Annotated in this window: 18 protein-coding genes; 7 read left to right on the top strand and 11 right to left on the bottom strand. The window is 72.3% G+C overall.

What is annotated here, in order from left to right; all coding sequences use genetic code 11:
• Positions 1-65 precede the first annotated feature (65 nt).
• The 6 genes from manA to ACIOHP_RS12745 all read right to left on the bottom strand — a co-directional run bounded on the left by manA (position 66) and on the right by ACIOHP_RS12745 (position 6,460).
• Entirely contained in the window at positions 66-1,217 is a 1,152-nt protein-coding gene (gene manA / locus ACIOHP_RS12770) for a mannose-6-phosphate isomerase, class I (protein WP_401886368.1), read from the bottom strand.
• Between the two features lie 41 nt (positions 1,218-1,258).
• Positions 1,259-2,386, bottom strand: a complete 1,128-nt coding sequence (locus tag ACIOHP_RS12765; protein WP_361485524.1) for an SIS domain-containing protein — start codon at positions 2,384-2,386, stop codon at positions 1,259-1,261.
• Between the two features lie 87 nt (positions 2,387-2,473).
• On the bottom strand, positions 2,474-2,644 hold the full coding sequence (locus ACIOHP_RS12760) for a Trm112 family protein (RefSeq protein ID WP_078936097.1): 171 nt from the start codon (positions 2,642-2,644) through the stop codon (positions 2,474-2,476).
• 143 nt (positions 2,645-2,787) lie between these two features.
• Entirely contained in the window at positions 2,788-4,152 is a 1,365-nt protein-coding gene (locus tag ACIOHP_RS12755) for a phosphomannomutase/phosphoglucomutase (protein WP_401886364.1), read from the bottom strand.
• A 102-nt stretch (positions 4,153-4,254) separates the two neighbouring features.
• Positions 4,255-5,871: an L-lactate permease gene (locus ACIOHP_RS12750; protein ID WP_401886362.1), complete on the bottom strand. Its 1,617-nt coding sequence runs from the start codon at positions 5,869-5,871 to the stop codon at positions 4,255-4,257.
• 169 nt (positions 5,872-6,040) lie between these two features.
• Positions 6,041-6,460 carry a DUF3499 domain-containing protein gene (locus tag ACIOHP_RS12745; RefSeq protein ID WP_266891553.1) on the bottom strand — a complete coding sequence of 140 codons (420 nt, stop codon included), beginning with the start codon at positions 6,458-6,460 and terminating at the stop codon, positions 6,041-6,043.
• Positions 6,461-6,754: 294 nt separating this feature from the next.
• Here ACIOHP_RS12745 and ACIOHP_RS12740 point away from each other — a divergent pair, with 294 nt between their 5' ends.
• Positions 6,755-7,198, top strand: coding sequence for a metallopeptidase family protein (locus ACIOHP_RS12740; protein WP_361485576.1), 444 nt, complete (start codon positions 6,755-6,757; stop codon positions 7,196-7,198).
• A 6-nt stretch (positions 7,199-7,204) separates the two neighbouring features.
• On the opposite strand, the gene ACIOHP_RS12735 is transcribed toward ACIOHP_RS12740, so the two are convergent.
• The 3 genes from ACIOHP_RS12735 to ACIOHP_RS12725 all read right to left on the bottom strand — a co-directional run bounded on the left by ACIOHP_RS12735 (position 7,205) and on the right by ACIOHP_RS12725 (position 12,768).
• Positions 7,205-8,695, bottom strand: a complete 1,491-nt coding sequence (locus tag ACIOHP_RS12735) for a DUF5719 family protein (protein ID WP_401886360.1) — start codon at positions 8,693-8,695, stop codon at positions 7,205-7,207.
• Positions 8,692-12,324, bottom strand: coding sequence for a glycosyltransferase (locus ACIOHP_RS12730; protein WP_401886359.1), 3,633 nt, complete (start codon positions 12,322-12,324; stop codon positions 8,692-8,694). Before ACIOHP_RS12730 ends, ACIOHP_RS12735 begins: the two co-directional genes overlap by 4 nt.
• A 180-nt stretch (positions 12,325-12,504) precedes the next feature.
• Positions 12,505-12,768 (bottom strand): WhiB family transcriptional regulator, encoded by a 264-nt coding sequence (locus tag ACIOHP_RS12725; RefSeq protein WP_003990679.1) that lies wholly within the window; start codon positions 12,766-12,768, stop codon positions 12,505-12,507.
• 593 nt (positions 12,769-13,361) lie between these two features.
• Between ACIOHP_RS12725 and ACIOHP_RS12720 the strand changes: the two genes are divergently transcribed.
• The 4 genes from ACIOHP_RS12720 (at position 13,362) to ACIOHP_RS12705 (ending at position 17,253) form a co-directional block, all read left to right on the top strand.
• Positions 13,362-13,874 (top strand): cysteine dioxygenase family protein, encoded by a 513-nt coding sequence (locus tag ACIOHP_RS12720; RefSeq protein ID WP_361537949.1) that lies wholly within the window; start codon positions 13,362-13,364, stop codon positions 13,872-13,874.
• Between the two features lie 34 nt (positions 13,875-13,908).
• Positions 13,909-14,868: a 2-phospho-L-lactate transferase gene (gene cofD, locus ACIOHP_RS12715; RefSeq protein WP_401886354.1), complete on the top strand. Its 960-nt coding sequence runs from the start codon at positions 13,909-13,911 to the stop codon at positions 14,866-14,868.
• On the top strand, positions 14,865-16,166 hold the full coding sequence (locus ACIOHP_RS12710; RefSeq protein ID WP_361485509.1) for a coenzyme F420-0:L-glutamate ligase: 1,302 nt from the start codon (positions 14,865-14,867) through the stop codon (positions 16,164-16,166). The genes cofD and ACIOHP_RS12710 overlap by 4 nt, the downstream gene beginning before the upstream one ends.
• 82 nt (positions 16,167-16,248) lie before the next feature.
• A complete protein-coding gene (locus ACIOHP_RS12705; RefSeq protein WP_401886351.1) occupies positions 16,249-17,253 on the top strand; it encodes a DNA-3-methyladenine glycosylase family protein in 1,005 nt (334 codons plus the stop codon).
• A 166-nt stretch (positions 17,254-17,419) separates the two neighbouring features.
• On the opposite strand, the gene ACIOHP_RS12700 is transcribed toward ACIOHP_RS12705, so the two are convergent.
• Both ACIOHP_RS12700 and ACIOHP_RS12695 read right to left on the bottom strand, forming a co-directional pair.
• A complete protein-coding gene (locus ACIOHP_RS12700) occupies positions 17,420-18,502 on the bottom strand; it encodes a sugar phosphate nucleotidyltransferase (RefSeq protein WP_401886348.1) in 1,083 nt (360 codons plus the stop codon).
• A gap of 154 nt (positions 18,503-18,656) precedes the next feature.
• The gene (locus ACIOHP_RS12695; protein WP_401886346.1) at positions 18,657-19,994 is read right to left on the bottom strand and encodes a peptidoglycan recognition protein; all 1,338 of its coding nucleotides are present in this window, start codon (positions 19,992-19,994) and stop codon (positions 18,657-18,659) included.
• Positions 19,995-20,122: 128 nt separating this feature from the next.
• Here ACIOHP_RS12695 and ACIOHP_RS12690 point away from each other — a divergent pair, with 128 nt between their 5' ends.
• Together ACIOHP_RS12690 and ACIOHP_RS12685 are read left to right on the top strand one after the other, a co-directional pair.
• The gene (locus ACIOHP_RS12690) at positions 20,123-20,878 is read left to right on the top strand and encodes a TIGR03089 family protein (RefSeq protein WP_401886343.1); all 756 of its coding nucleotides are present in this window, start codon (positions 20,123-20,125) and stop codon (positions 20,876-20,878) included.
• A gap of 184 nt (positions 20,879-21,062) precedes the next feature.
• Entirely contained in the window at positions 21,063-22,364 is a 1,302-nt protein-coding gene (locus ACIOHP_RS12685; protein ID WP_401886340.1) for an LCP family protein, read from the top strand.
• Positions 22,365-22,476: the final 112 nt, after the last annotated feature.

The following is a 22,476-nucleotide window of genomic DNA, read 5'->3' as shown; positions in this document are numbered from 1 at the left end:
CTTTGCCAGTGGGCCATTGTTGCAGCCCTTCCGGGCAGAGGTGTGTCAGGTGTCCACAGCCCCGGTCATACGATCACAGTGGCCCGGAAGACGGTGCCCGTGCCGGTCACTTCGGCCTTCTCACCTGCGGGAACGAAGACGGACTGACCAGGGTTCAACTCGTGCTCCCCCGCCCGGACGGAACCCGCCGTGCACAGCAGGATCTGCGGGGCGGCGCGGGTGAGGTCGTGGGCGGCGCCGCCCTCGGGGAGGACGTACCGGGACAGCCGGAACTCGTCGATCGGGGTCTCGTAGACCTCTTCGCCGTCCGGGGCCGCCTCGGGACGCAGCACCCCCGCGTCGGCGGCCTCGAAGCGGACGATGCGCAGGAGTTCGGGAACGTCGACGTGCTTGGGGGTCAGGCCGCAGCGCAGGACGTTGTCGGAGTTGGCCATGATCTCGACGCCGAGGCCGTTCAGGTAGGCGTGCGGGATGCCGGCGCCGAGGAACAGGGCCTCGCCGGGCTGGAGGCGGACGTGGTTGAGGAGCATCGCGGCGATGACGCCCGGATCGCCCGGGTAGTGGTGGGCGATGTCCGCGTACGGGGCGTACCCGCCGCCGAGGCGGGCGCAGGCGGCCGCGGCCTCCGTGACCGTACGGGCCATCTCCTCGCGGTCCGCGCTGAGTACGGCCGTCAGGACCTCGCGCAGTGCCGCTTCCTCGGGGTGGGCGTGCAGCAGGTCGACGTACGGCTTGAGGGAGTCCACGCCGAGGCCCGCGAGCAGGCCGGCGGCTTCGAGAGGGGCGCGGAAGCCGCACAGGCCGTCGAACTCGGTGAGCGCGCAGATGAGTTCGGGCTTGTGGTTGGCGTCCTTGTAGTTGCGGTGACCGGCGTCCACGGGGATCCCGCGGCGCTCCTCGTCCTCGTAACCCTCCTTGGCCTGCGCCAGGTCGGGGTGCACCTGGAGGGAGAGCGGGGCTCCGGCAGCGAGGATCTTGAGGAGGAAGGGCAGGCGGGGGCCGAACTTGGTGACGGCGTCCGCGCCCAGCTCTCGCTCCGGGTCGGCCTCGATGACCTCGACCAGCGTGCCGCGTCCGGTGCGCGAGGGTGCGCCCGGGTGGGCACCCATCCACATCTCCGCCTGCGGCTCGCCGCTCGGGGCGACGCCGAGCAGTGCGGCGATGGCGGTGGTGGAACCCCAGGCGTAGGGGCGGATCGTGTTGTCGAGGCGGTCCATGGGGTTCTTTCTGTACGACGGTCAGAACGGCCTGAGCATGATCAGGTGCCGGAAGCGAGCGCCAGGTAAACCGCGGCGAAATCCGTGACGGCGATCAGTTCCGCGAGGGTCTCGAGTTCGCCGCCCTCCTCCGGTTCCAGCTCGCTGATGGGGGTGTCGTGGCTCAGGGCCAGCTCACGGGCGGCGGGAGCGGCGGAGAGACCGCCGAGGGGACGGTCGCGCAGCAGCACCGCGCGCGCGTGCATCACCGGTGCTTCCTCCACGCGGTCGCGGAAGAAATCGTCCGGGTCGGCGCTGGCGGCGAGCGGACCGGCGAGCAGGGCGTTGTGCGCGGCGAGCGCCTCGGGCAGTTCGGCGACGACGGCGGGGCGGCCGGCGAGTTCGGCGAGGGCGGCGGCGAACCGGCGGCCCGCCGGACCGGCCGAGACGCCCTCCGTCCAGATCACCGGGAGCGCGTCGGCGAGTTCGGTGGCCAGGGTCTTGGCGGGATTGCTGTACGTCGCGATGGCCGGGCCGCAGCGTTCGGCGATGTGGTCCAGGCGGTCGGCGACCTTCTCCAGGACGTCCGGCGGGGCGGTGACCAGACCGGTGCGGTCGAGGATGGCGAGCAGCGGGGTGAGCAGGGCCCACAGGATGCCGGGGGCGGACGCGGCGAGGGCTTCGCCCTCCTCGTAGGGGGCCGTCGCCAGGGGGACGAAGAGGCCGTGGGCGCCTTGTACGGCCTCGGTGAGCGGGGTGTTCGCGGGGGCCACGGCGACGACCGTGCAGCCGCGGCGGTAGGCCTGGTCGGCGAGGAGGGACAGGCCCGGTTCGGTGCCGTCGGAGGTGGCGATCAGGAGCACGTCGACCGAGCCCGTCCAGCCCGGGAGTTCCCAGCGCAGGGCGCCGGCCGCGGGGGCCACGCCGGTGGGGGCCAGGCGGATGACGGGGCTGCCGGCGCCGGCGAGGGTGCCGAGGAGGTCGGCGACGCAGATGGCGGCGGCGCCGGGGCCCGCGATCAGGACCGCGCGGGGGCGGCCATCGGGCTTCAGTTCGTTGACGCCGGCCTCGGCGGTGTGCCTCGCCGCGGTGCGGACTCGGGCGCCTGCCTCGGCGGCCCCGCGGAGCAGGCCTCGGCGGTCGGCCGCCGAGAGGGCCTCGGGGGTGTCGAGCAGCGATTCGTCGAGCATGGGCGGCAGCCTCCTGCGATCGCCGGGTTCGTCGGTCACTCGGGGCGCCGTTGCCGGCGCTCCCTGCGGCTGGTCGCCGGGGGTCGCTTACGCGGGGCGGCGGGCCTCGTCGACGAGGAGGACGGGGATGCCGTCGCGGACGGGGTATGCCAGGCCGCAGTCCTGGCCGGTGCAGATCAGCTCGGTGTCCTGCTCCTCGAGGGGGGCGTGACAGGCCGGGCAGGCGAGGATCTCCAGGAGGCCGGCTTCGAGCGGCATGGGGTGTCCCTTCGGGGGCGGGCGGGTGCCTGTGCGGATGTGCCTGGTCAGGGTACCGCCGGTGCGGGGTGGGTGTGGGGCTTGGGGACAGGGTGGGTGGGTGTGGCCGCCGGAGGGTTTTCGCCCCTGCCGCCCTACTGCCGTCACGTCCGGATGATCGCCAGTACCTCGTCCCGGATCTTCGCCATCGTCGTCGCGTCCCGTGCCTCCGCGTTGAGGCGCAGCAGGGGCTCCGTGTTGGACGGGCGGACGTTGAACCACCAGTCGGAGGCGCTGATGGTGAGGCCGTCGAGTTCGTCCAGGGAGATGCCTTCCCGGGACTCGTACGCGGCGCGGATCGCGGCAAGGCGGCCGGTCTGGTCGGCGACCGTGGAGTTGATCTCGCCGGAGCCGGTGTAGCGGTCGTACTCGGCCACGAGGGCGGACAAGGGGCCCTCCTGGCCGCCGAGGGCGGCGAGGACGTGGAGGGCGGCGAGCATGCCGGTGTCGGCGTTCCAGAAGTCCTTGAAGTAGTAGTGGGCGGAGTGCTCGCCGCCGAAGATCGCGCCGGACTTCGCCATCTCGGCCTTGATGAAGGAGTGGCCCACGCGCGTGCGTACCGGCGTGCCGCCGTGCTCCTCGACGACCTCGGGCACCGACCAGGAGGTGATCAGGTTGTGGATGATCACGCCGCTGCCGCCGTTCCTGGCGAGCTCGCGCGCGGCGACCAGGGCGGTGATCGCGGACGGGGAGACGGGGTCGCCGTTCTCGTCGACGACGAAGCAGCGGTCGGCGTCGCCGTCGAAGGCGATGCCGAGGTCGGCGGACTCTTCGCGCACCCGCTTCTGCAGGTCGACGATGTTCGCCGGGTCGAGGGGGTTGGCCTCGTGGTTCGGGAACGTGCCGTCCAGTTCGAAGTACATCGGGACAAGCGTCAGCGGCAGGCCCGCGAAGACCGTGGGGACCGTGTGCCCGCCCATGCCGTTGCCCGCGTCCACGACGACCTTCAGGGGGCGGATGGAGGTCAGGTCGACCAGGCCCCGCAGGTGGGCCGCGTAGTCCTCCAGCGTGTCGCGCCGGCCGATCGTGCCCTGTGCGGCCGCCGGGGCCGGGGCGCCCGAGTCGATCCAGCCCTCGGCCAGTTCGCGGATCTCGGCGAGACCCGTGTCCTGGCCCACCGGGGCGGCGCCCGCGCGGCACATCTTGATGCCGTTGTACTGGGCCGGATTGTGCGAGGCCGTGAACATCGCGCCCGGCAGGTCCAGCGCGCCCGAGGCGTAGTACAGCTGGTCGGTGGAGCACAGGCCGATCTCGGTGACGTCGACGCCCTGCGCGGCCGCCCCGCGCGCGAAGGCACGCGACAGGCCGGGTGACGAGGGCCGCATGTCGTGCCCGACCACGATCGCGCTCGCCCCGGTCACCCGGACGAAGGCGACCCCGAAGAGCTCGGCCAGCGTCTCGTCCCACTGATCGGGAACGACACCGCGCACGTCGTACGCCTTCACGAGCTGTGACAGATCAGCAGCCACGGCCTAACCCTTCTCAAAGTCCTGTCGGTCGCCCCAAACTACCCGCCCCCACCGACAGCGGTGCTGTGCGTCCCCTGAGTGGAACCTGGACGTAACCTCAGGTCAGGGCAGCATCCACCCCAGGACCGGCGAGCTCTGCCCGACGACGATCAGGCACATCACCAACAGCAGCCCCAGGCTCCAGGGCAGCACCTTGCGCAGCAGGTCCCCCTCGCGGCCCGCGAGGCCGACGGCGGCGCAGGCGATGGTGAGGTTCTGCGGGGAGATCATCTTGCCGAGGACGCCGCCCGAGCTGTTCGCGGCGGCCAGGAGCTCCGGCGACAGCCCCGACTCGCGGGCCGCGGTCACCTGGAGCGCTCCGAACAGCGCGTTGGCCGAGGTGTCGGAGCCGGAGACGGCCACGCCGAACCAGCCCAGCACCGGGGAGAGGAAGGCGAGTCCGGCTCCGGCCGCCGCCACGAAGTGGCCGATGGTGGCCGCCTGTCCGGAGAGGTTCATGACGTACGCCAGCGCCAGCACCGAGGTGACGGTCAGGATCGCGAACCTCAACTCGCGGACGGTGGCGAGCCATTCCTTGACCGCCACGCGCGCGTGCACACCGAGGACGACCGCCGTACACAGTCCGGCGAGCAGCACGAGTGTGCCGCCGGTGGCCACGATCGGCCAGGTGAACACGTTGCCGCCGACCGGGTCGCCGTCGGGGTTCACGACGTTCAGGAAGGGCCAGTCGTAGGTCCGGGTCGCCTTCGCCAGCCAGTCCTTGACGGCGGGGACCTGCGCGAGGGAGAAGATCACGACGATCAGCGCGTACGGGGCGTAGGCGCGCACGACTTCGCCGCGCGGGTCGGCCTCGTCGAGTTCCTCGCTGCGGGTGCCGGTCAGCACGGACGCGCGTACGGACTCCGTGGCGGGCACACGGGCGCGGGGGACGGCGACGAGGGCGGCCGCGCCGAGCAAGGCGGCGCCGATGTCGGCGAGTTGGGCGGAGACGTAGTTGGAGGCGACGAACTGGCCGACGGCGAAGGCGGTTCCGCAGGCCAGAGCGGGCACCCAGGTCTCCCTGAGGCCGCGCCGTCCGTCGACGAGGTAGACCAGCACGAGCGGCACCACGAGGGCCAGCAGCGGGGTTTGACGCCCGACCACGGACGCGACGGTGTCCAGGGGCAGTTCCGTCACCTGGGCGAGCGTCACGACCGGTGTGCCCATCGCGCCGAAGGCGACCGGCGCGGTGTTGGCGACCAGCGCGACGACCGCCGCGCGCACCGGGTCGAAGCCGAGCGCGACGAGCATGACCGAGCAGATCGCGACGGGCGCCCCGAAGCCGGCGAGAGCCTCCAGGAGGGCGCCGAAGCAGAAGGCGACGACGAGGGCCTGGATGCGCGGGTCGTCGGAGAGCCGCCCGAAGGAGCGGCGCAGGATGTCGAAGTGCCGGGTGCGGACCGTCATCCGGTACACCCACAGGGCGTTGACGACGATCCACAGGATGGGGAAGAGGCCGAAGACGGCTCCCTGGGCACCGCTGGAGAGCGTCTGCCCCAGTGGCATGCCGTACGCGAGCCAGGCGACCAGAACGGCCGCCAGAAGGCCGGTGAGGCCCGCGAGGTGGGCTTTGAGGCGTACGCCGCCGAGCAGGACGAGGACGATCACCAGCGGCAGCGTGGCGACGAGGGCGGACAGGCCCAGTGAGCCGGCGACGGGTTCCAGTTCCTGGACGTACACGGGCGCCTCCCCGAATCCGATTCCGTCATGCGGAAAGCGATTTCTCGTTTCGGCTTCCGGAATGGTCGTGTCCGCGCCAAGCAGTCGTCAATGGTCGTGCGTCACTGAGCGGAACGTGCACCGAACGCACACAAGAACGGGGGCGGCTGGGCGAGCCCGGGAGAACGGCTCAGTTGTCGGGCGAGCGCAGCACCCGCAGATGGCCGCGGCGGGCGACCTCCATCGGGTCCGCCGCACGTCCTCCGCCGGCCCGTGCGGCGCGCTCCTGCGGCCGGGCCGCCTCGCGGACCGCGTTGGCAAGCGCTTCCAGGTCGTCACCGCTGGGACGGGCGGGGGTCGAACTGTCGAGGAGCCGGACGACCTCCCAGCCACGCGGGGCGGTGAGGCGCTCGGAGTGCTCGGCACACAGGTCGTAGCAGTGGGGTTCCGCGTAGGTGGCGAGCGGGCCGAGGACCGCGGTCGAGTCGGCGTAGACGTACGTCAGCGTCGCGACGGCGGGGCGGCCGCAAGCGGTGCGCGAACAGCGACGTACAGGGCTCACGACGTTGGACGGTACCGCACTCCTGAGCGGGCCGCGACGACTCTCCACCAGGTCACTCCACCGTGTCGTGGTGTGAAACGCCCCACAAGCCCCTCCGGTCACACCTCACTGACCTGCACAGACACCGCTTCCCAAGATCTCGGGCGGCATGCGGACCGATCACCAGTCGGTACAAACACGGTCAATTGCCTTGAGATCACCGGTCTCGGAGAGATACGGAATCGAGCCCAACCTTGGCCGGAATGGTCATCCCGCGACATGCCGTACCTGGCGGCCGAACACCGCCCGGACACCGCGTGGACCCGGGCACCCGGCCCCGCCGGGGACTACGCTTCACCAGTGATGGACAACCCCGTACCGCCCCGTGCCGCCGCCCCCGGGCCCCGCCGACGTGATCGCCACGGCAGGGGCATGCGCGGCCCGATCGCCCCGCCCCAGGTACCGCTCGCGGCGAGCCGTGCCGATGCGTTCGCGGACCTGGTGCAGGACTCCGTGGAGCGCCTGGAACGACGGTGGCCGCAGCTCTCCGACATCGATTTCCTCGTGCTGGAAGTACCCCGGCTGGAGGGCGAGACCTGGAACGACGAGGCGGTCCCCCTCGGCGGCACGATTCCCGCGCGCGAGGGACGCCCCGGACGCGTGGTGGTGTACCGGCGCCCCGTGGAGATCCGCACCAAGGGCCGCGACGAACGCGCGGCCCTGGTGCACGAGATCGTCGTCGAGCAGGTCGCCGAGCTGCTGGGCCTCACGCCGGAGACCGTCGACCCGCGCTACGGCGAGGACTGACCGGCTCTACCTCTGCAGCACCGACACGTCCTGATCGGCCTGCGGCACCTCGACCATTCCCCGGTCGTCCGGCAGCGTCTGCACCGTGAACCCCGGGACACCGTCCTGCGTGGCCGTCAGGGTCCGGGCCGCGTAGACCGGGCCGCCCGACACCGGCTCGACGGTCAGCGCGTACGTGCCCTTCAGACCGCTCGGGACCGGCAGTTCGATGTCCTGCGTGGTGCCGCCCTTGATCGTGTACGTCTTCGAGGCCGCCTTGCCACCGCCGCTGCCCGCCGACGCGGTCACCTCGACCTGCGCGCCCCGGCCGGGGGCCACGAGGGACAGCGTGGTGCCCTTGGCACTGTTGTCGACGACCGTCGCCCGCGTGCCCACCGCGCGCGTGGCCGGAATGAAAGCGGTCTCCTTCTGGTCGCCCTTGCCGCGGGTGACCCGGACCGCCGCGACGACCGGCACGGACTCGTCGGTCGGCGTCAGCACCAGCGAACCGGCCTCCCCGCGCATGACGTCGCCCAGGTCGACCGCGGAGGTCATGCCCGCCCTGACGTGCAGGGTCTCGCTCCCGGCGGGCGTGATCAGCCCGGACGGGGAGGCGAGCTGCACCTTCAGATCGGCGTCGGCGTCACCCGGCGTGAAGACGACCAGGCGTACGTCGGTGGCGTCCTTGGGGATGCCCGGCAGCACGAGACTGCCCGCCGGGTCCGTGGACGCCGCCAGCCAGTCGCCGCCGATCTTGTCGTCGAGGGCCTGTACGGCGGCCCCGACCCGCCCGCTGCGAACGTTGACGTGCACGGTCAGGTTGGTCTGCTTGTCGCTGACGAGCGTGGACAGCAGGATCGGCTCACTGGAGTGCGGCGGGACGGTGATGTCCTCGCCGGCCGGGGCCTCCAGCGCACCGTCCTTGCCGTACAGCTCGATGTCGACGACGGCCGCCGAGTCGTCGGGGTTGGTCAGGTGGACGTAGTCGGTGCGGTCCGCGTCGGTGCTGGCACCGGGGAACCAGAACTCCGTGTCGGCCGCGGTGCAGTTGACGCCCTGCAGACCGCGTCCGGTGCCGGCGGCGACCTCGGTGGTCTCCTGCACGGTCCAACCGGGCGCGAACTGCCCCTCGGCGGTACCGATGAGCGCCGGGGAGTCACCGCCGGAGGTGTCGCCCGTGACCGGGGTGCCGGGCTCCTTCGGGGTGAGGACCGGCTTGTCGGCCTTCTTCTCGCCGGATTTCTTCCCGTCCTCCGACTCCTGCGCGGCGGAGACGAGTTCGGCCTCGCCGTCACTGCCCGCGCCCTTGGTGACGGGCGTGAAGGACGTGTACGACGTCTCGGCGAGGTCGGAGATGCTCGGGCTCGGGCACAGCAGGCTCGTGCGCTCCACGGGCAGCTCGGTGGCGGTCGTGGCGGTGTCCGTGCCGGACGCGTCGGGCGTGGTGAGCGTGGCGAACCCGGTGACGGCGGCGAGGGCGGTCGCACAGGCGATCAGGGACACGGTGGTGCGGTTCACTGCTGGCTCCCGTCGGGGTGCTCGCCGCCGTGCTGCTGCGGCTGCGCCGGGTCGTACGTCGCGTCGTAACCCTGGTCGTACGGCTGCCCGTACTGGTCGTACGACGGCTGCTGCGCCTGTCCCCCGTACGCGTACGGGTCGTACTGGCCGCCCTGGTAGGGGTCCGCGTAGTTCTGCTGGTCGTAGCCGCCCGCCGGGTACTGCTGGGCGGCCTGGTACTGGTCACCGCCGTAGGCGGGGTACTCGGCGCCCTGGTAACCCGCCTGGTCCATCCCGTAGGCCTGCTGCTGCGGAACCGGCACCGGGGTCTCCTCCGAAGGAGGAGGGGCGGACTCGTCGCCCTGGGCGGACTCCTCGGCCTCTGCCTGGGCGCGCAGACGGCGGGCGCGGCGGCCCTCGCCCTCCACCGCCTGGGCGGGGATCGCCCGCTCCTCCTCGGGGAGGTCGTCGTCGATGTCGCGGCGCCGGCCCGGCAGGGCGAGCACCACGAGGACGACCGCGAGGGAACCCTGCACCCACAGCCAGGCGGTGTGGGTGATCGGGTCGTCGTAGACGACGTCCAGCCTGCCGCCGGAAGCCGGGAGCTCGAAGCCCTGGGCCCAGCCGTCGACCGTCCTGGCGGTCAGCGGCCTGCCGTCCAGGGTGGCCGTCCAGCCCTCGGCTGCGGTGTCGGCGAGGCGCAGGGTGCGGCCGTCGGCGCCGGCCGGGATCGTGGTGTGGATCTCGACGGGTCCCGCGGCGACGAGCGTCGGGGCGCCGGAGCCGCTGACGATGGTGGCGCGGGCGACATCCTGGTCGACGCGCCACAGCGCGCTGCGCTTCTGCTGGCTGAGCCGGGTCAGGCCCGGGGTGGCGTCCAGGACGCGGGTGATCTCGCGCGGGGCGCCCTTGTGGACCAGGACATAGCGCACCGCGAACTTGCCGAGCTGGTCGGACTGGTCGGCGCCGGAACCGGCGACGAGGTTGGCGACGACCTTGTCGAGGCGGCTGTTCTCGCCGTCGGCTGCGGTGAGTTCGGCGTCGCCGAGGCGGGCGCCGGAACCGCGGACCAGCATGTAGCCGACGTGGGCGGTGGAGTCGCTGTCCAGGACGAGGGTGCGGGCCCGGTCGCGGTTGTTGCTGTCCTCGGCGACGAACGCGGGCACCTGGACCGGGTCGCGTCGCTTCAGGGGGCCGTCGGCGCCGCCGAGCATCCAGCCGGCGGCGACGAGCAGCGGGCCCGCGGCGGCGGCGAAGGCGATCAGCGCGGCGACCGGCTGGCGCCAGCCGAAGCTCTGCTCGGCGACTCGCGCGCGTGCGCCGTCGGCGCCCAGCACAGCGGCCGCCAGCAGGGCGAGGCCGTAGACGAGGGTGGCCGGGCCCGCCCAGGCCGAGCCGTTGGACAGGACCGCGAAGACGAGGCCCGCCAGGGCGACCGTCCAGGCCGTCCAGATGCCGAACTGACGCTCCGAGCGCAGCAGGGCGGCCAGCGCGGCCAGCACGACGCCGATGAGCATCAGCCCGCTGACCGTGCCGGGGCCGCCGGGGCTGGCGCCGAGCAGGTCGAGGGCGGAGGCGGCCGAGGAGCCGTACGCGAGGCCGGCCTCGTCGAAGAACCCGAACGGGAGCAGCGTGAGCGACCAGGGCGCGAGGATCAGCAGCGGCGTGCCGAGCTGGGCCAGGAAGCGCAGGCCGTAGGCGGTGATGTCGGCGCGGCGCACGGCCAGGACGCCGAGGCCGAGGAGCAGCGCGAGGGGCCAGATGATCGGCGTGAACGCGGTGGCGACCGTCAGCAGCAGCGCGTACGCCCAGGTGGCGCGCCAACTGCCGCGCGCGTCCGAGGTGTTCGCGATGCCGGATGCCGCGATGCCCGCGCGGGCGATGAGCGGCAGCAGGATCGCGAGGACGGCGGTGCCGAGGCGGCCGCCGGCGAGCGCACCGGTGGCGGCGGGCAGGAAGGCGTAGACGACGGCCGCCCACGCGCGCAGGAGCCGCGACTCGACGAGCGGGCGGGAGGCGAAGTAGGCGGTGACGCCGGCCAGGGGCACCGAGCAGACGAGCAGGATCGTGATGGCGAGGCCCGTCGACCCGAACAGCAGGGAGGAGAGCATCGCGACGAACGCCAGGTACGGCGGCGCCGACGTGGTCCCTCCGGCGCCGACCGCGTGCCAGGAGTCGAGGTAACGCGACCACAGCTCGCCGGAGTCGGCCGGGGCGGGCAGCAGGGCACCGCCCGTGAGCGCGCCGGCGCCGAGGAGTGCCCGGCAGGCGGCCAGCGAGACGAGCAGCAGCACCAGGAAGAGCACCGGTCCCGGCTTGCGGGCGATGCGCTTGACGCGGGCGAACTGCTCGATCTCCAGGAAGTCGGCGTCGTCGCCGCCGGGCCCGGACTCGACCGCGCCGCCGTGCCGTCCCGCTCCCGAGGTGGCCTCGGGGTCGGAGCCGCCGAACAGATCGCCGGCGACCTGTTCGACGGTGGCCCGCACGGTCGCGCCGGGTGGCGGGAACAGCGGCCGCATCTCACCCTTGTCGACCACCGGTGTGCCGCGCCTGCGGCGGCCGGCGATGATCCGCTCGGGCCGCAGCAGTGTGCCGAGCAGACCGCGGATCTCGTCGAGGGCCTGTCCGGGGACCTTGCCGACGAGGTTGGCGACCGTCCGCAGCACCGTGCCGACGACGAGTCGCAGCAGGACCCAGGGCAGCACGGCCGCACGGCTGTTGACGAGCAGGGTGTAGGCGGCGCCCGCCTTGTCGACCTTGTGCGGGGAGGCGGCGGTGCGGCCCACGCAGTCGACGGCGCGGCGCTCGCGGGAGGCCGCCTCCGCGTGGCGTACGACCGCCTCGGGGGCGACGAGGACTCGGTGGCCGGCGGCCGTGGCACGCCAGCACAGGTCGACGTCGTCGCGCATCAGGGGCAGCCGTCGGTCGAAGCCGCCGAGCCGGTCGAAGATGTCGCGGCGCACGAGCATGCCGGCGGTGGAGACGGCCAGCACGGGCCGGACGTGGTCGTGCTGGCCCTGGTCCTGTTCGCGGCGGTCCAGGCCGGTCCAGCGGCGCCCGGAGTGGGCGATGGTGACGCCGACCTCGAGCAGCTGCCGCTTGTCGTACCAGCCGCGGAGCTTGGGGCCCACGACGGCGATGTCGTCCCGGCCGAGCTCCAGCTCGTTCTCCACGACCCTCAGCAGCTGGGCCAGGGCGTCGGGTTCGGGGGCGCAGTCGTCGTGCAGCAGCCACAGCCACTGCACCGGCTCTCCGTGCGGGAGCTCGGGCAGGTCGTAGGCGTCGTCGCGCCACGTGCGCGTGACGGGGTCCCAGCCGCTGGGCCGCTTCAGGTACGGCAGCTCCTCGGGGGTGAGGAGGGGCGCGCTGCGGTTGGCCTCCTCGACGGCCTGGCCGAAGCCGGTGCGGCGGGCGAGGTGCAGCACGTGGTCCGGTCCGAGGGCCTCGGTGACCAGCTGCGCGGACTCGTCCGCGCTGCCGGTGTCGGCGGCCATGGCGAACTGGACGGGGCGCTCCTGGCCGAGCAGCCCGGCGAGCGCGTCGGGCAGCCAGCGGGCGCCGTCGTGGGAGACGAGGACCGCGGTCACCACATGACGCGGAAACTCGGGAGTGGCAGCGTCGTGAGCTGCCGTGTGGCTGTGCACGGACATCGAGGTACGGGCCCCGGTTCGGTGGACTGCGGTGGACGCCTGTGCCCCCAGGGGGCAGCGGGGCGTCTCGGACGAGCGCCCACACTATCGGCTGGGCATGAGGACGGCCCGCCGCCTGTGGACAACCCACCTGCGACGGGCCGTAAGTCCCGTATGTGCGTGCGATGTGGCGCCGCCCGGTCAGACGGCCGCCTTCTTCAGCCGGCGGCGCTCCCGCTCGGACAGGCCGCCCCAGATGCCGAACCGCTCGTCGTTTGCGAGGGCGTACTCGAGGCACTCGGAGCGGACTTCACAGGACAGGCAGACCTTCTTGGCCTCGCGGGTGGAGCCACCCTTCTCGGGGAAGAAGGACTCGGGGTCGGTCTGGGCGCACAGCGCGCGCTCCTGCCAGCCGAGTTCCTCGTCCGCGTCGTCGACCAGCAGTTGCTGCACCAGCTCGGTCATGTGCGCCCCTCGTCTGTCTTTCGCGTCCCCGTGATCTAGCCGTTACCGATGTCGGCTGAACGACACGAGTGAAATTACAAGTGTGCTGCTCCGGGCGAGTCAAGCCGAGATCTGCTATTGGGCCCCTTATTCACTCTGCGGAACCAAGGCCTAGCAGAAAGTGTTCAAATCGCCATAAACCTTGACAAGCAGATAGGGCCCGGGGGAACTTCCGACCCGCGCAGGACCTGTACGGAGAAGGACGCCCAGAACTTCGATCCCGTTCCGTGCGCCCGGTTGTGCGCCATGTGTCCCGGTAGACCTCTGAACAAACCTTTCACCTCACAGATGGACCGGATGAGGTGAAACATGTCCCACATGTCGGTGTCGAGTTGACAGTGCCGGGTGTGAGCCGCTGTCCTTGTGGGCATGCTCGCGAACTCGGCACTCACCTCGACCCGCACCGCCGGGTCCCACGGTGCTGCCCGCGCGCGCTGTAGCTGTTGCTGTCCCAGCTGTTGAGCGACACCCGCTCCGGCTGAAGCCGAGTCGCCCCGCGACTCGGCTCTTCTGTTCCCCTCTGACCTTCTTTCACTGAGGAACCAGCGCATCCCATGAACAGCGACAACGACCTCCAGATCGCCGGCGACATCCTCGAGGTACCGCACCTGCTCCAGGCTCCGCGCGAGCACCCGGCCACCGTCGCCGAGTTCGTCGGGCTGGCCCGCTCCATCGCCGCCGACCGCTCCCAGTGGGAGCACCTGGTGCGGTACGACGCCACGTCGCGCTGGTACCACCGGCTGCGCACCGGCCCGGGCTACGAGGTGTGGCTGCTGTCCTGGGTGCCCGGTCAGGGCAGTGGTCTGCACGACCACGGCCGGTCCTCCGGGGTGCTGACCGTCCTGGACGGCGAGCTGACCGAGCGGACGGAGCGCGGCACGCGCGCGCTGGGGACGGGCTCGCAGCGGGTGTTCGCGCCGGGTTATGTGCACGAGGTCGTCAACGACGCCCTGGAGCCGGCGGTCAGCCTGCACGTCTACTACCCGGGCCTGACGGAGATGCCGATGCACACCGCCTGCACCGCGGCTCCCGCGACGTACGACGAGGTGGACGTCGTAACCGCCTGACGCGTTGTCGTACCGGCCTGCAAGACTTGCTCCCATGCGCATTGTGGTTCTGGCAGGCGGCATCGGTGGTGCCCGGTTCCTGCGCGGTCTGAAGCAGGCCGTGCCGGACGCGGACATCACGGTCATCGGCAACACCGGGGACGACATCCACCTCTTCGGGCTGAAGGTCTGCCCGGACCTCGACACGGTGATGTACACGCTCGGCGGCGGCATCAACGAGGAGCAGGGCTGGGGCCGGGCCGACGAGACCTTCCATCTCAAGGAGGAGCTCGCGGCGTACGGCGTGGGACCGGAGTGGTTCGGACTGGGCGACCGGGACTTCGCCACACACATCGTGCGGACGCAGATGATCGGTGCCGGGTTTCCGCTCAGCGCGGTCACCGAGGCGCTCTGCGACCGCTGGCAGCCGGGCGTGCGGCTGATCCCGATGTCCGACGACCGGGTGGAGACGCACGTGGCCGTCGAGGTGGACGGTGAGCGCAAGGCGATCCACTTCCAGGAGTACTGGGTGCGGCTGCGGGCCTCGGTCCCGGCGGAGGCGATCGTGCCGGTGGGTGCGGAGCAGGCCAAGCCCGCGCCGGGCGTCCTGGAGGCCATCGCCGAGGCGGACGTCATCCTCTTCCCGCCGTCCAACCCCGTCGTCTCGGTCGGCACGATCCTCGCGGTGCCCGGCATCCGCGAGGCGATCGCCGAGGCCGGGGTGCCGGTGGTCGGGCTCTCCCCCATCGTCGGGGACGCGCCCGTGCGCGGGATGGCCGATAAGGTGCTCGCCGCGGTGGGCGTGGAGTCGACGGCCGCGGCGGTGGCCGAGCACTACGGCTCGGGGCTGCTGGACGGCTGGCTCGTCGACACCGTGGACGCGGGCTCCGTGGAGCGGATCGAGACGGCGGGCATCCGCTGCAGGGCCGTACCGCTGATGATGACGGACCTCGACGCGAGCGCCGAGATGGCCCGCGAGGCGCTGGCGCTGGCGGAGGAGGTACGCGCGTCGTGACCACGGACGGTTTCCGCGCCTGGGCCGTGCCCGGCCTCCCCGAGATCGCGCCCGGCGACGACCTCGCCAAGCTCATCGCCGCCGCCGAGCCCGGCCTCGCCGACGGGGACGTCCTCCTCGTCACCTCGAAGATCGTCTCCAAGGCCGAGGGCCGGGTCGTCGAGGCGGCCGACCGGGAGGCGGCGATCGACGCCGAGACGGTCCGCGTGGTGGCCAGACGCGGCGCCCTGCGCATCGTCGAGAACCGGCAGGGCCTGATCATGGCCGCGGCCGGGGTCGACGCCTCCAACACCCCCGCCGGCACGGTCCTCCTGCTGCCCGAGGACCCGGACGCTTCCGCCCGCGCGATCCGCGAGGGCCTGCGCGATCTGCTCGGCGTCGACGTCGGGGTCGTCGTCACCGACACCTTCGGGCGGCCGTGGCGCGCGGGGCTCACGGATGTGGCGATCGGCGCGGCGGGTGTGCGGGTGCTCGACGATCTGCGTGGCGGCACGGACGCGCACGGCAATCCGCTCAGCGCGACCGTCGTCGCCACGGCCGATGAACTCGCCGCCGCCGGCGACCTGGTGAAGGGCAAGGCCGCCGGGCTGCCCGTCGCGGTCGTGCGGGGGCTGGCGCACGTGGTCGCCGAGGAGCACGGAGAGGGGGCGGGGGCCATGGTGCGCGACGCGCGCGACGACATGTTCCGGCTGGGCACCTCCGAGGCGATCCGGCAGGCGGTGACCCAGCGCCGTACGGTACGGGCCTTCACGGACGAGCCGGTCGACCCCGGCGCCGTGCGCCGCGCGGTCGCCGCGGCCGTGACGGCTCCGGCGCCGCACCACACGACGCCGTGGCGTTTCGTGCTGCTGGAGTCCGCGGAGTCGCGGACCCGGCTGCTGGACGCGATGCGGGACGCCTGGATCGAGGACCTGCGGCGGGACGGCAAGAGCGAGGAGTCGATCGCCAAGCGGGTCAAGCGCGGGGATGTGCTGCGCAACGCGCCGTACCTGGTGGTGCCGTGTCTCGTGATGGACGGCTCGCACGACTACGGCGATCCGCGGCGGGACGGCGCCGAGCGGGAGATGTTCGTCGTCGCGACCGGGGCCGGGGTGCAGAACTTCCTCGTCGCGCTGGCCGGGGAGCGGCTGGGATCGGCGTGGGTGTCCTCGACGATGTTCTGCCGGGACGTGGTGCGCGAGGTGCTCGGGCTGCCCGGGGACTGGGATCCGATGGGGGCGGTGGCGGTCGGGCATCCGGCGCGGGAGCCGGGGCCGCGTCCGGACCGGGATGCGGGGATGTTCATCGAGGTGCGGTGAGGGCGGCACTCGTGCCTCTACGCTCGATGAGACCCTCGTAGGACTCTCGCAGGCCCCCTCCATCTCTCCCGGGACTTCATTCGTGGCTGGACGGTTCACTCCGCGGCCCACGCGTACGACCGTGCGCGGCGGGCATGTCGCCGTGCCCGAGGGTGTGCCGCGGCAGGCGGCGGCACCGGGGCGGGTGCGGACGTGGGTGCCTGAGGGGCCGCTGGATCTGGGCCTGGTGCTCGGGCCGTTGCGGCGGGGGCCCGCCGACCCGACGTTCCGGGCGATGCCGGACGGGTCGGTGTGGCGGGCCAGTCTCACGCCTGCCGGGCCGGGGACGCTGCGGGTCACCGCGGCCGGTGGCCAGGTGCGCGGGGAGGCGTGGGGGCCGGGGGCGGAGTGGCTGCTCGACGGGTTGCCGTCGTTGCTCGGGGCCGCCGACGACCCGTCCGCGTTCGCGCCCCGGCACCGGTTGGTGGCCTCGGCGCAGCATCGGCGGCCGGGGCTGCGGCTGACGCGGACGGGGCTGGTGCTGGAGTCGCTGATCCCGTCGATCCTCGAGCAGAAGGTGACGACCGACGAGGCGTACCGGGCGTGGCGGTCGCTGGTCCGCAAGTACGGCGAGCCGGCGCCGGGGCCCGCGGCCGGTGGACGGCTGTTCGTGATGCCCGCTCCCCGGACGTGGGCGTTGATTCCGTCCTGGGAGTGGCATCGGGCCGGGGTCGACAACAAGCGGGCGTCGACGATTCTGCGGGCGGTCCGGGTCGCCGCCCGGCTGGAGCAGGCGATGGCGATGGAGCCGGCCGAGGCGCAGGCCCGGCTGGAGGTCGTGCCCGGGATCGGACCGTGGACGTCCGCGGAGGTCGTGCAGCGCAGCCATGGGGCGGCGGACGCGGTGACCGTGGGGGATCTGCATCTGCCGGGGATCGTCGGGTGGGCGCTGGCCGGGGACCGGGACGCGGACGACTCCGTGATGCTGTCGCTGCTGGAGCCGTATGCGGGGCAGCGGCATCGGGCGGCGCGGTTGATCCTGTTGAGCGGGCGGACGCCGGCGCGGCGGGCTCCGCGGATGCCGCGCGGGGACATCGGGCGACTGTGAGTGGGGGCGGCCGGCCCCAGGCGTTTTTCGCCCCCGCCGCCCCTACCCGTCCCATCCCCCAGGGGCTCCGCCCCTTCGACCCCGGTCCCTGGGGGCTCCGCCCCCAGACCCCCGACGGCCCCGAAAGGGCCTCGTCCTCAAGCGCCGGAAGGGCTGAAAGGGGCCCCTACTGGTCCGAGGAGAAGCGCACCGCGCCCGCCGGGATCCGCGCGTCGCACCACACCCGGGCGCCCTCGCGCAGTTCGTTGTCGGCGCCGACCACCGCGCCGTCGCCGATGACCGTGCCGGTGAGGACCGAGCGCTCGCCCACGCGTGCCCTGGTGCCGATCAGGGAGTCCGTGATGACGGCGCCCGGTTCGATGACCGCGCCGGGGAGGATCGTGCTGCCGAAGACGCGGGCGCCCTCGGCCACGAAGGCGCCCTCGCCGACCACGGTGCCGCCCGTCAGTTTGGCGTCGGCGGCCACCCGTGCCGTGGGCAGGACGAGACGGTCGCCGCAGCGGCCGGGGACGGCCGGGGAGGGGGCGCGGCCGAGGACGAGGTCCGCCGAGCCTCGTACGAAGGCGGCGGGGGTGCCGAGGTCCAGCCAGTACGTCGAGTCGACCATGCCCTGGAGGTGGGCTCCGGCCGCGAGGAGGCCGGGGAACGTCTCGCGTTCCACCGAGACCGGGCGGCCCGCCGGGATCGTGTCGATCAGGGAGCGGCGGAAGACGTAGGCGCCCGCGTTGATCTGGTCGGTGACGATCTCCTCGGGGGTCTGCGGCTTCTCCAGGAAGGCGAGCACCCGGCCCGACGGGTCGGTGGGGACCAGGCCGTACGCCCTCGGGTCCGTCACCTGCGTCAGATGGAGGGAGACGTCCGCGTTCGTCGACTCGTGGGTGGCGACCAGCGCCCTGATGTCGAGGCCCGTCAGGATGTCGCCGTTGAAGATCAGGACCGGGTCGTCCGGTGCGGAGTGCAGCCGGGACGCCACGTTGCGGATCGCGCCGCCCGTGCCCAGTGGCTCGTCCTCGGTCACGTACTCGATGTGGAGGCCGAGTGCCGAGCCGTCGCCGAAGTGCGGCTCGAAGACCTCCGCCAGATAGGACGTGGCGAGGACGATGTGGTCCACGCCCGCCGCTCTCGCTCTCGCGAGCTGGTGTGTGAGGAAGGGGACCCCGGCCGCGCGCACCATGGGCTTCGGCGTGTGCACGGTGAGCGGGCGCAGCCTCGTGCCCTTGCCGCCGACCAGGAGGATCGCTTCTGTCACCTGTCGTCTCCGCTTCCTGCCGGTGACCGGCCGAACTGTCTTTCGACCGGTCAGTGTATGCAGACCGTTGTGCGGCGCTTTCGGCGGCAGTGCGGTGCTCCGCCCCAGGCCCCCGACGGCGGTGGAGATGACTGAACGTGGTCCCCCGGTTCCCCTAACGCCCCTGGTAGTCGGCCGCGCTGGAACGGGCCGAGCCGAGCTTGCGGTAGAGCTCCTTGCCGGGGCATGCGGTCGAGAAGCCGTCCCGGTGGCCGGAGATCACGTTCAGGCGTACCTTCTTGCCTTTTCGGTAGAGATTGCCACCACCGGACTTCAGGTATGTCTTGCCGCTCGGATTGGCGCCGTAGAGACCGAGCTTCCACGCCGTCAGCCGGGCGATCGCCGTCACGGCGGCGGCCTTGGGACGGGAGGAGCCGAAGCTGCCGAGAACGGCGATCCCCATGCTGTTGGTGTTGAAACCGAGCGTGTGGGCGCCCAGGACCGGCTTCGCCACTCCGCCGGCACGGCCCTCGTAGATCTTTCCGCACTTGTCGACGAGGAAGTTGTAGCCGATGTCACGCCATCCCATGCTCTGGACGTGGTAGCGGTAGATACCGCGAATGACGGAGGGCGCCTGCGAACACTTGTAGGTGTTCCCGGTGGCGGTGTGGTGGACGAAGGCCGCCTTGACCTTCTTCGTGTAGACGAAGGTCTTCTCGCGCAGTCCCTCGTTCGCGCCCCAGCCGCGCCGGGTGACGATACGCGGGCGCGGGCCGATGTACGGCTTGACCCGCTGCTGCTCCGTCAGTTCGCCGGACCGCAGGGCCAACAGTTCCCGTTCGGTCCGCGCACGGTCGAGGGCGGGGATCTCCAGGGCACCGAGGGGGACGAGGTCGGCGTTGGCGGCGGAGGCGGTGACGGACTCGGTGCCGAGCGAGCCGGCGCGCACGCCCCTCACCGGCGGGCCCTCGGGAGCCGCGGCCTCCCCGGGATCCACGAGTTCCAGACGCAGCCCCGGCGGCAGGACGCCGGGCGACGCGGCACGCTGCTCGCCGTCCGCACGCACGCGTACCTCGACGCCGTCCGAGTCCCCCACCCACAGCGGCGCCGTCGCCCCGCGCACCCGGCCCGAGGTGCGCTCGGCCGTGCCGGGGTCGGCGCCGTCGTCGCCGTAGTGCGTCTCCACGTCCTGCCAGCCGGACCAGGTGCCGGACGTGACGGCACGCGTGCGTACCCGGACGCTGCCGTGCAATGCGGTGTCCGGGTCGTCCCAGACGACGCCGACCATCGAGAAGCGGCGCACATCGCGGGCCGGCAGGCCCTGTTCGGCGATGGGGCCGAGGGCCCGGTCGCGGCCCAGGGGGGCGAGGGGCAGGGACTGGGTGCTGCCGGGGACGAACCCTTCCGTGTTCGGCGCCGGGCGCGCGACGGTCGCGGCGGCGGGTGGGCCCGGCGGAAGAGCCAGAGCGGCCGCGCACGTGACACCGATCGAGGAAGCAAGAAATCCACGCATGCCAACGATCGTGGACACAGCCCGATATTTCCGCCATTCGGGAATTGACGGACCGTCGGGTCGCGTTCCCCCGAACCGGCGACCCCGCACCTCGTTGCGCGGCGCCGCCCCCGCGTACGCTTGCGCGGGTGACCACCACCGACCGCACCCCTGCCGACCTGCTGCGTTCCGCGCTCGCCGCGGACGCCGGACGCCCCCTGGTGACCTTCTACGACGACGCCACCGGCGAACGCGTCGAACTGTCCGTGGCCACCTTCGCCAATTGGGTGGCCAAGACCGCCAATCTGCTCCAGGGCGAGTTGTCCGCGGAACCCGGCGACCGGGTCGCGCTGCTGCTGCCCGCGCACTGGCAGACCGCGGTGTGGCTGCTGGCCTGCTCGTCGGTGGGCGTGGTCGCGGACGTGGCCGGCGATCCCAAGGCCGCCGACATCGTGGTGAGCGGCCCGGACACGCTGGACGCCGCCCGGGCCTGCTCGGGCTCGCGCATCGCCCTCGCGCTGCGCCCGCTGGGGGGCCGGTTCCCCCAGGTGCCGGACGGCTTCGCCGACTACGCCGTCGAGGTGCCGGGGCAGGGCGACCGCTTCGCGCCGTTCGCGCCGGTCGACCCCGAGGAGCCGGCGCTCGTCGTGGCCGGGCGGGAGTTCAGCGGCGCCGAGGTCGTCGAGCGGGCGGCCGCGGAAGCCCCGGGCCTGGGCCTCACGGGGCCGGGGGCGCGGCTGCTTTCGGGGATGCCTTACGACACCTGGGAGGGGCTCAGCGCCGGGCTCTACTCCCCGTTGGCCACGGGCGGGTCCGTGGTGCTGTGCCGGAACCTGGATCAGCTGGGCGAGGAAGGGCTGGCGAAGCGGATCGAGAGCGAGCGGGTGACGGCGACCGCGCGCTGAGCGGGGCGGTCGTTCGTCCGCGGGACATCGTGGCCGGTCGCGCAGTCATCCGCGCCGCCCGCTCGAAAAGTGCCCTCACTCCCCCGTCCGGCCCACCACCATCCGCCCCAGCCCTCCCATCCACGCCATGGTCGTAGGAGCAGCCGCAGTCGACGCTCGTACGCCATGAGGGGTGGATCCGGACGTGACCGACACCGCTGGTACGCCCTCGGCAGGCACCCTCGGTCCGGGAGCGGGGGCGTCCGCGACCGGGAGCGGGCTGATACGACGGCGTCGGCGGCGGTGGCTGCGGTACGGGGCGGTCGCGGTGGCCGTCACGGTGGTGGCCGCCGTGGGGGCCGGCTGGGCGGTGTACGCGAAGCTGGACGGCAACATCACGCCGGACAACGCGGCGGCCGCGGAGCTCGCCCGGTACGAGAAGGAGCGGCCCACCGCGCTCGTCAAGGACGCGCTGAACATCCTGCTGATCGGGTCGGACTCACGGTCGGGGGACGGGAACGCGCGGTACGGGCGAGACTCGGGGACCGAGCGGTCGGACACCACCATCCTGCTGCACCTCGCCGCCGGGCGGCGCAGCGCCACCGCGGTCTCGCTCCCCCGCGACCTGATGGTGGACGTGCCGTCCTGCCGGCAGCCGGACGGCAGCCGCACCGAGCCGACGTTCGCGATGTTCAACTCCGCCTTCCAGAAGGGCGGTTCGGCCTGCACCATCCGAACCGTCGAGAAGCTCACGGGAGTTCGCATCGACCATCACGTGGTCGTCGACTTCCACGGCTTCAAGGGCATGGTCGACGCGATCGACGGCGTACGGATCTGTCTCGCCGAGCCCATCCACGACAAGGCCGCCAAGCTGAACCTGCCGGCGGGCAGGGTGACGCTCAACGGCGAGCAGGCGCTCGGGTACGTGCGGGCTCGCAAGTCGCTCGGCGACGGCAGCGACACCGACCGGATGGACCGCCAGCAGCGGTTCCTCGCGGCGCTCGTCAACAAGGTGCAGAGCAATGACGTCCTGCTGAATCCGGTGAAGCTCTACCCCTTGCTGGACGCGGCGACCTCGTCGCTCACCACCGACCCGGATCTGGCTCACTTGCACGGTTTGTACGACCTCGTCCGCGGGATGCGCGACATCCCCACCGGACGTGTGCAATTTCTGACCGTCCCCAGGGAGTCGTACGTCCGCGACGCCAATCGCGACCAACTCGTCCGGGCCGACGCCGAGAAACTGTTCGAACGGCTGCGCAGGGATCAGCCGGTGGCGGTCGCCGAGGAAGTTCCACAGGATTCCGCGACAAAAAGCCCCAATTCGAGCGATGGCTCGCAAGGAGAAGCGGATTCCTACGAGGATTCGTCCGCCGACGACTACTCCGAGTACGGAGACCGCTACGACGGCAAATCCGGCGCGAAGCGGCCCGATGAGCCCGTCGCGGCCGTTTCGCCCGCGCCGACGTTCCGCGGAAACACCGCCGCCGAGGACACCTGTAAGTAAAGCGATTGCCAAGGCGACGTACAGGTGTTCAAGGAAATGGGGCGGATTGACCAGTTGTAGGGACGTGGAATTTGTCACCGTCGTCGCTTGACGATGAACTGGCCGGATAGTG

Source organism: Streptomyces sp. NPDC087859 (genome assembly GCF_044742595.1).
Classification (GTDB): Bacteria; Actinomycetota; Actinomycetes; order Streptomycetales; family Streptomycetaceae; genus Streptomyces; species Streptomyces canus_F.
This window is presented reverse-complemented; position numbering and strand designations above follow the sequence as displayed.

Bases quoted from the DNA above. Each gene is read 5' to 3' on its own strand.
- cofD (WP_401886354.1), top strand. From the start codon at position 13,909: ATGCGCATTGTGGTTCTGGCAGGCGGCATCGGTGGTGCCCGGTTCCTG.
- ACIOHP_RS12760 (WP_078936097.1), bottom strand. From the start codon at position 2,644: ATGCCGCTCGAAGCCGGCCTCCTGGAGATCCTCGCCTGCCCGGCCTGT.
- ACIOHP_RS12725 (WP_003990679.1), bottom strand. From the start codon at position 12,768: ATGACCGAGCTGGTGCAGCAACTGCTGGTCGACGACGCGGACGAGGAA.
- ACIOHP_RS12695 (WP_401886346.1), bottom strand. From the start codon at position 19,994: ATGCGTGGATTTCTTGCTTCCTCGATCGGTGTCACGTGCGCGGCCGCT.
- ACIOHP_RS12730 (WP_401886359.1), bottom strand. From the start codon at position 12,324: ATGTCCGTGCACAGCCACACGGCAGCTCACGACGCTGCCACTCCCGAG.
- ACIOHP_RS12740 (WP_361485576.1), top strand. From the start codon at position 6,755: ATGGACAACCCCGTACCGCCCCGTGCCGCCGCCCCCGGGCCCCGCCGA.
- ACIOHP_RS12765 (WP_361485524.1), bottom strand. From the start codon at position 2,386: ATGCTCGACGAATCGCTGCTCGACACCCCCGAGGCCCTCTCGGCGGCC.
- ACIOHP_RS12720 (WP_361537949.1), top strand. From the start codon at position 13,362: ATGAACAGCGACAACGACCTCCAGATCGCCGGCGACATCCTCGAGGTA.
- manA (WP_401886368.1), bottom strand. From the start codon at position 1,217: ATGGACCGCCTCGACAACACGATCCGCCCCTACGCCTGGGGTTCCACC.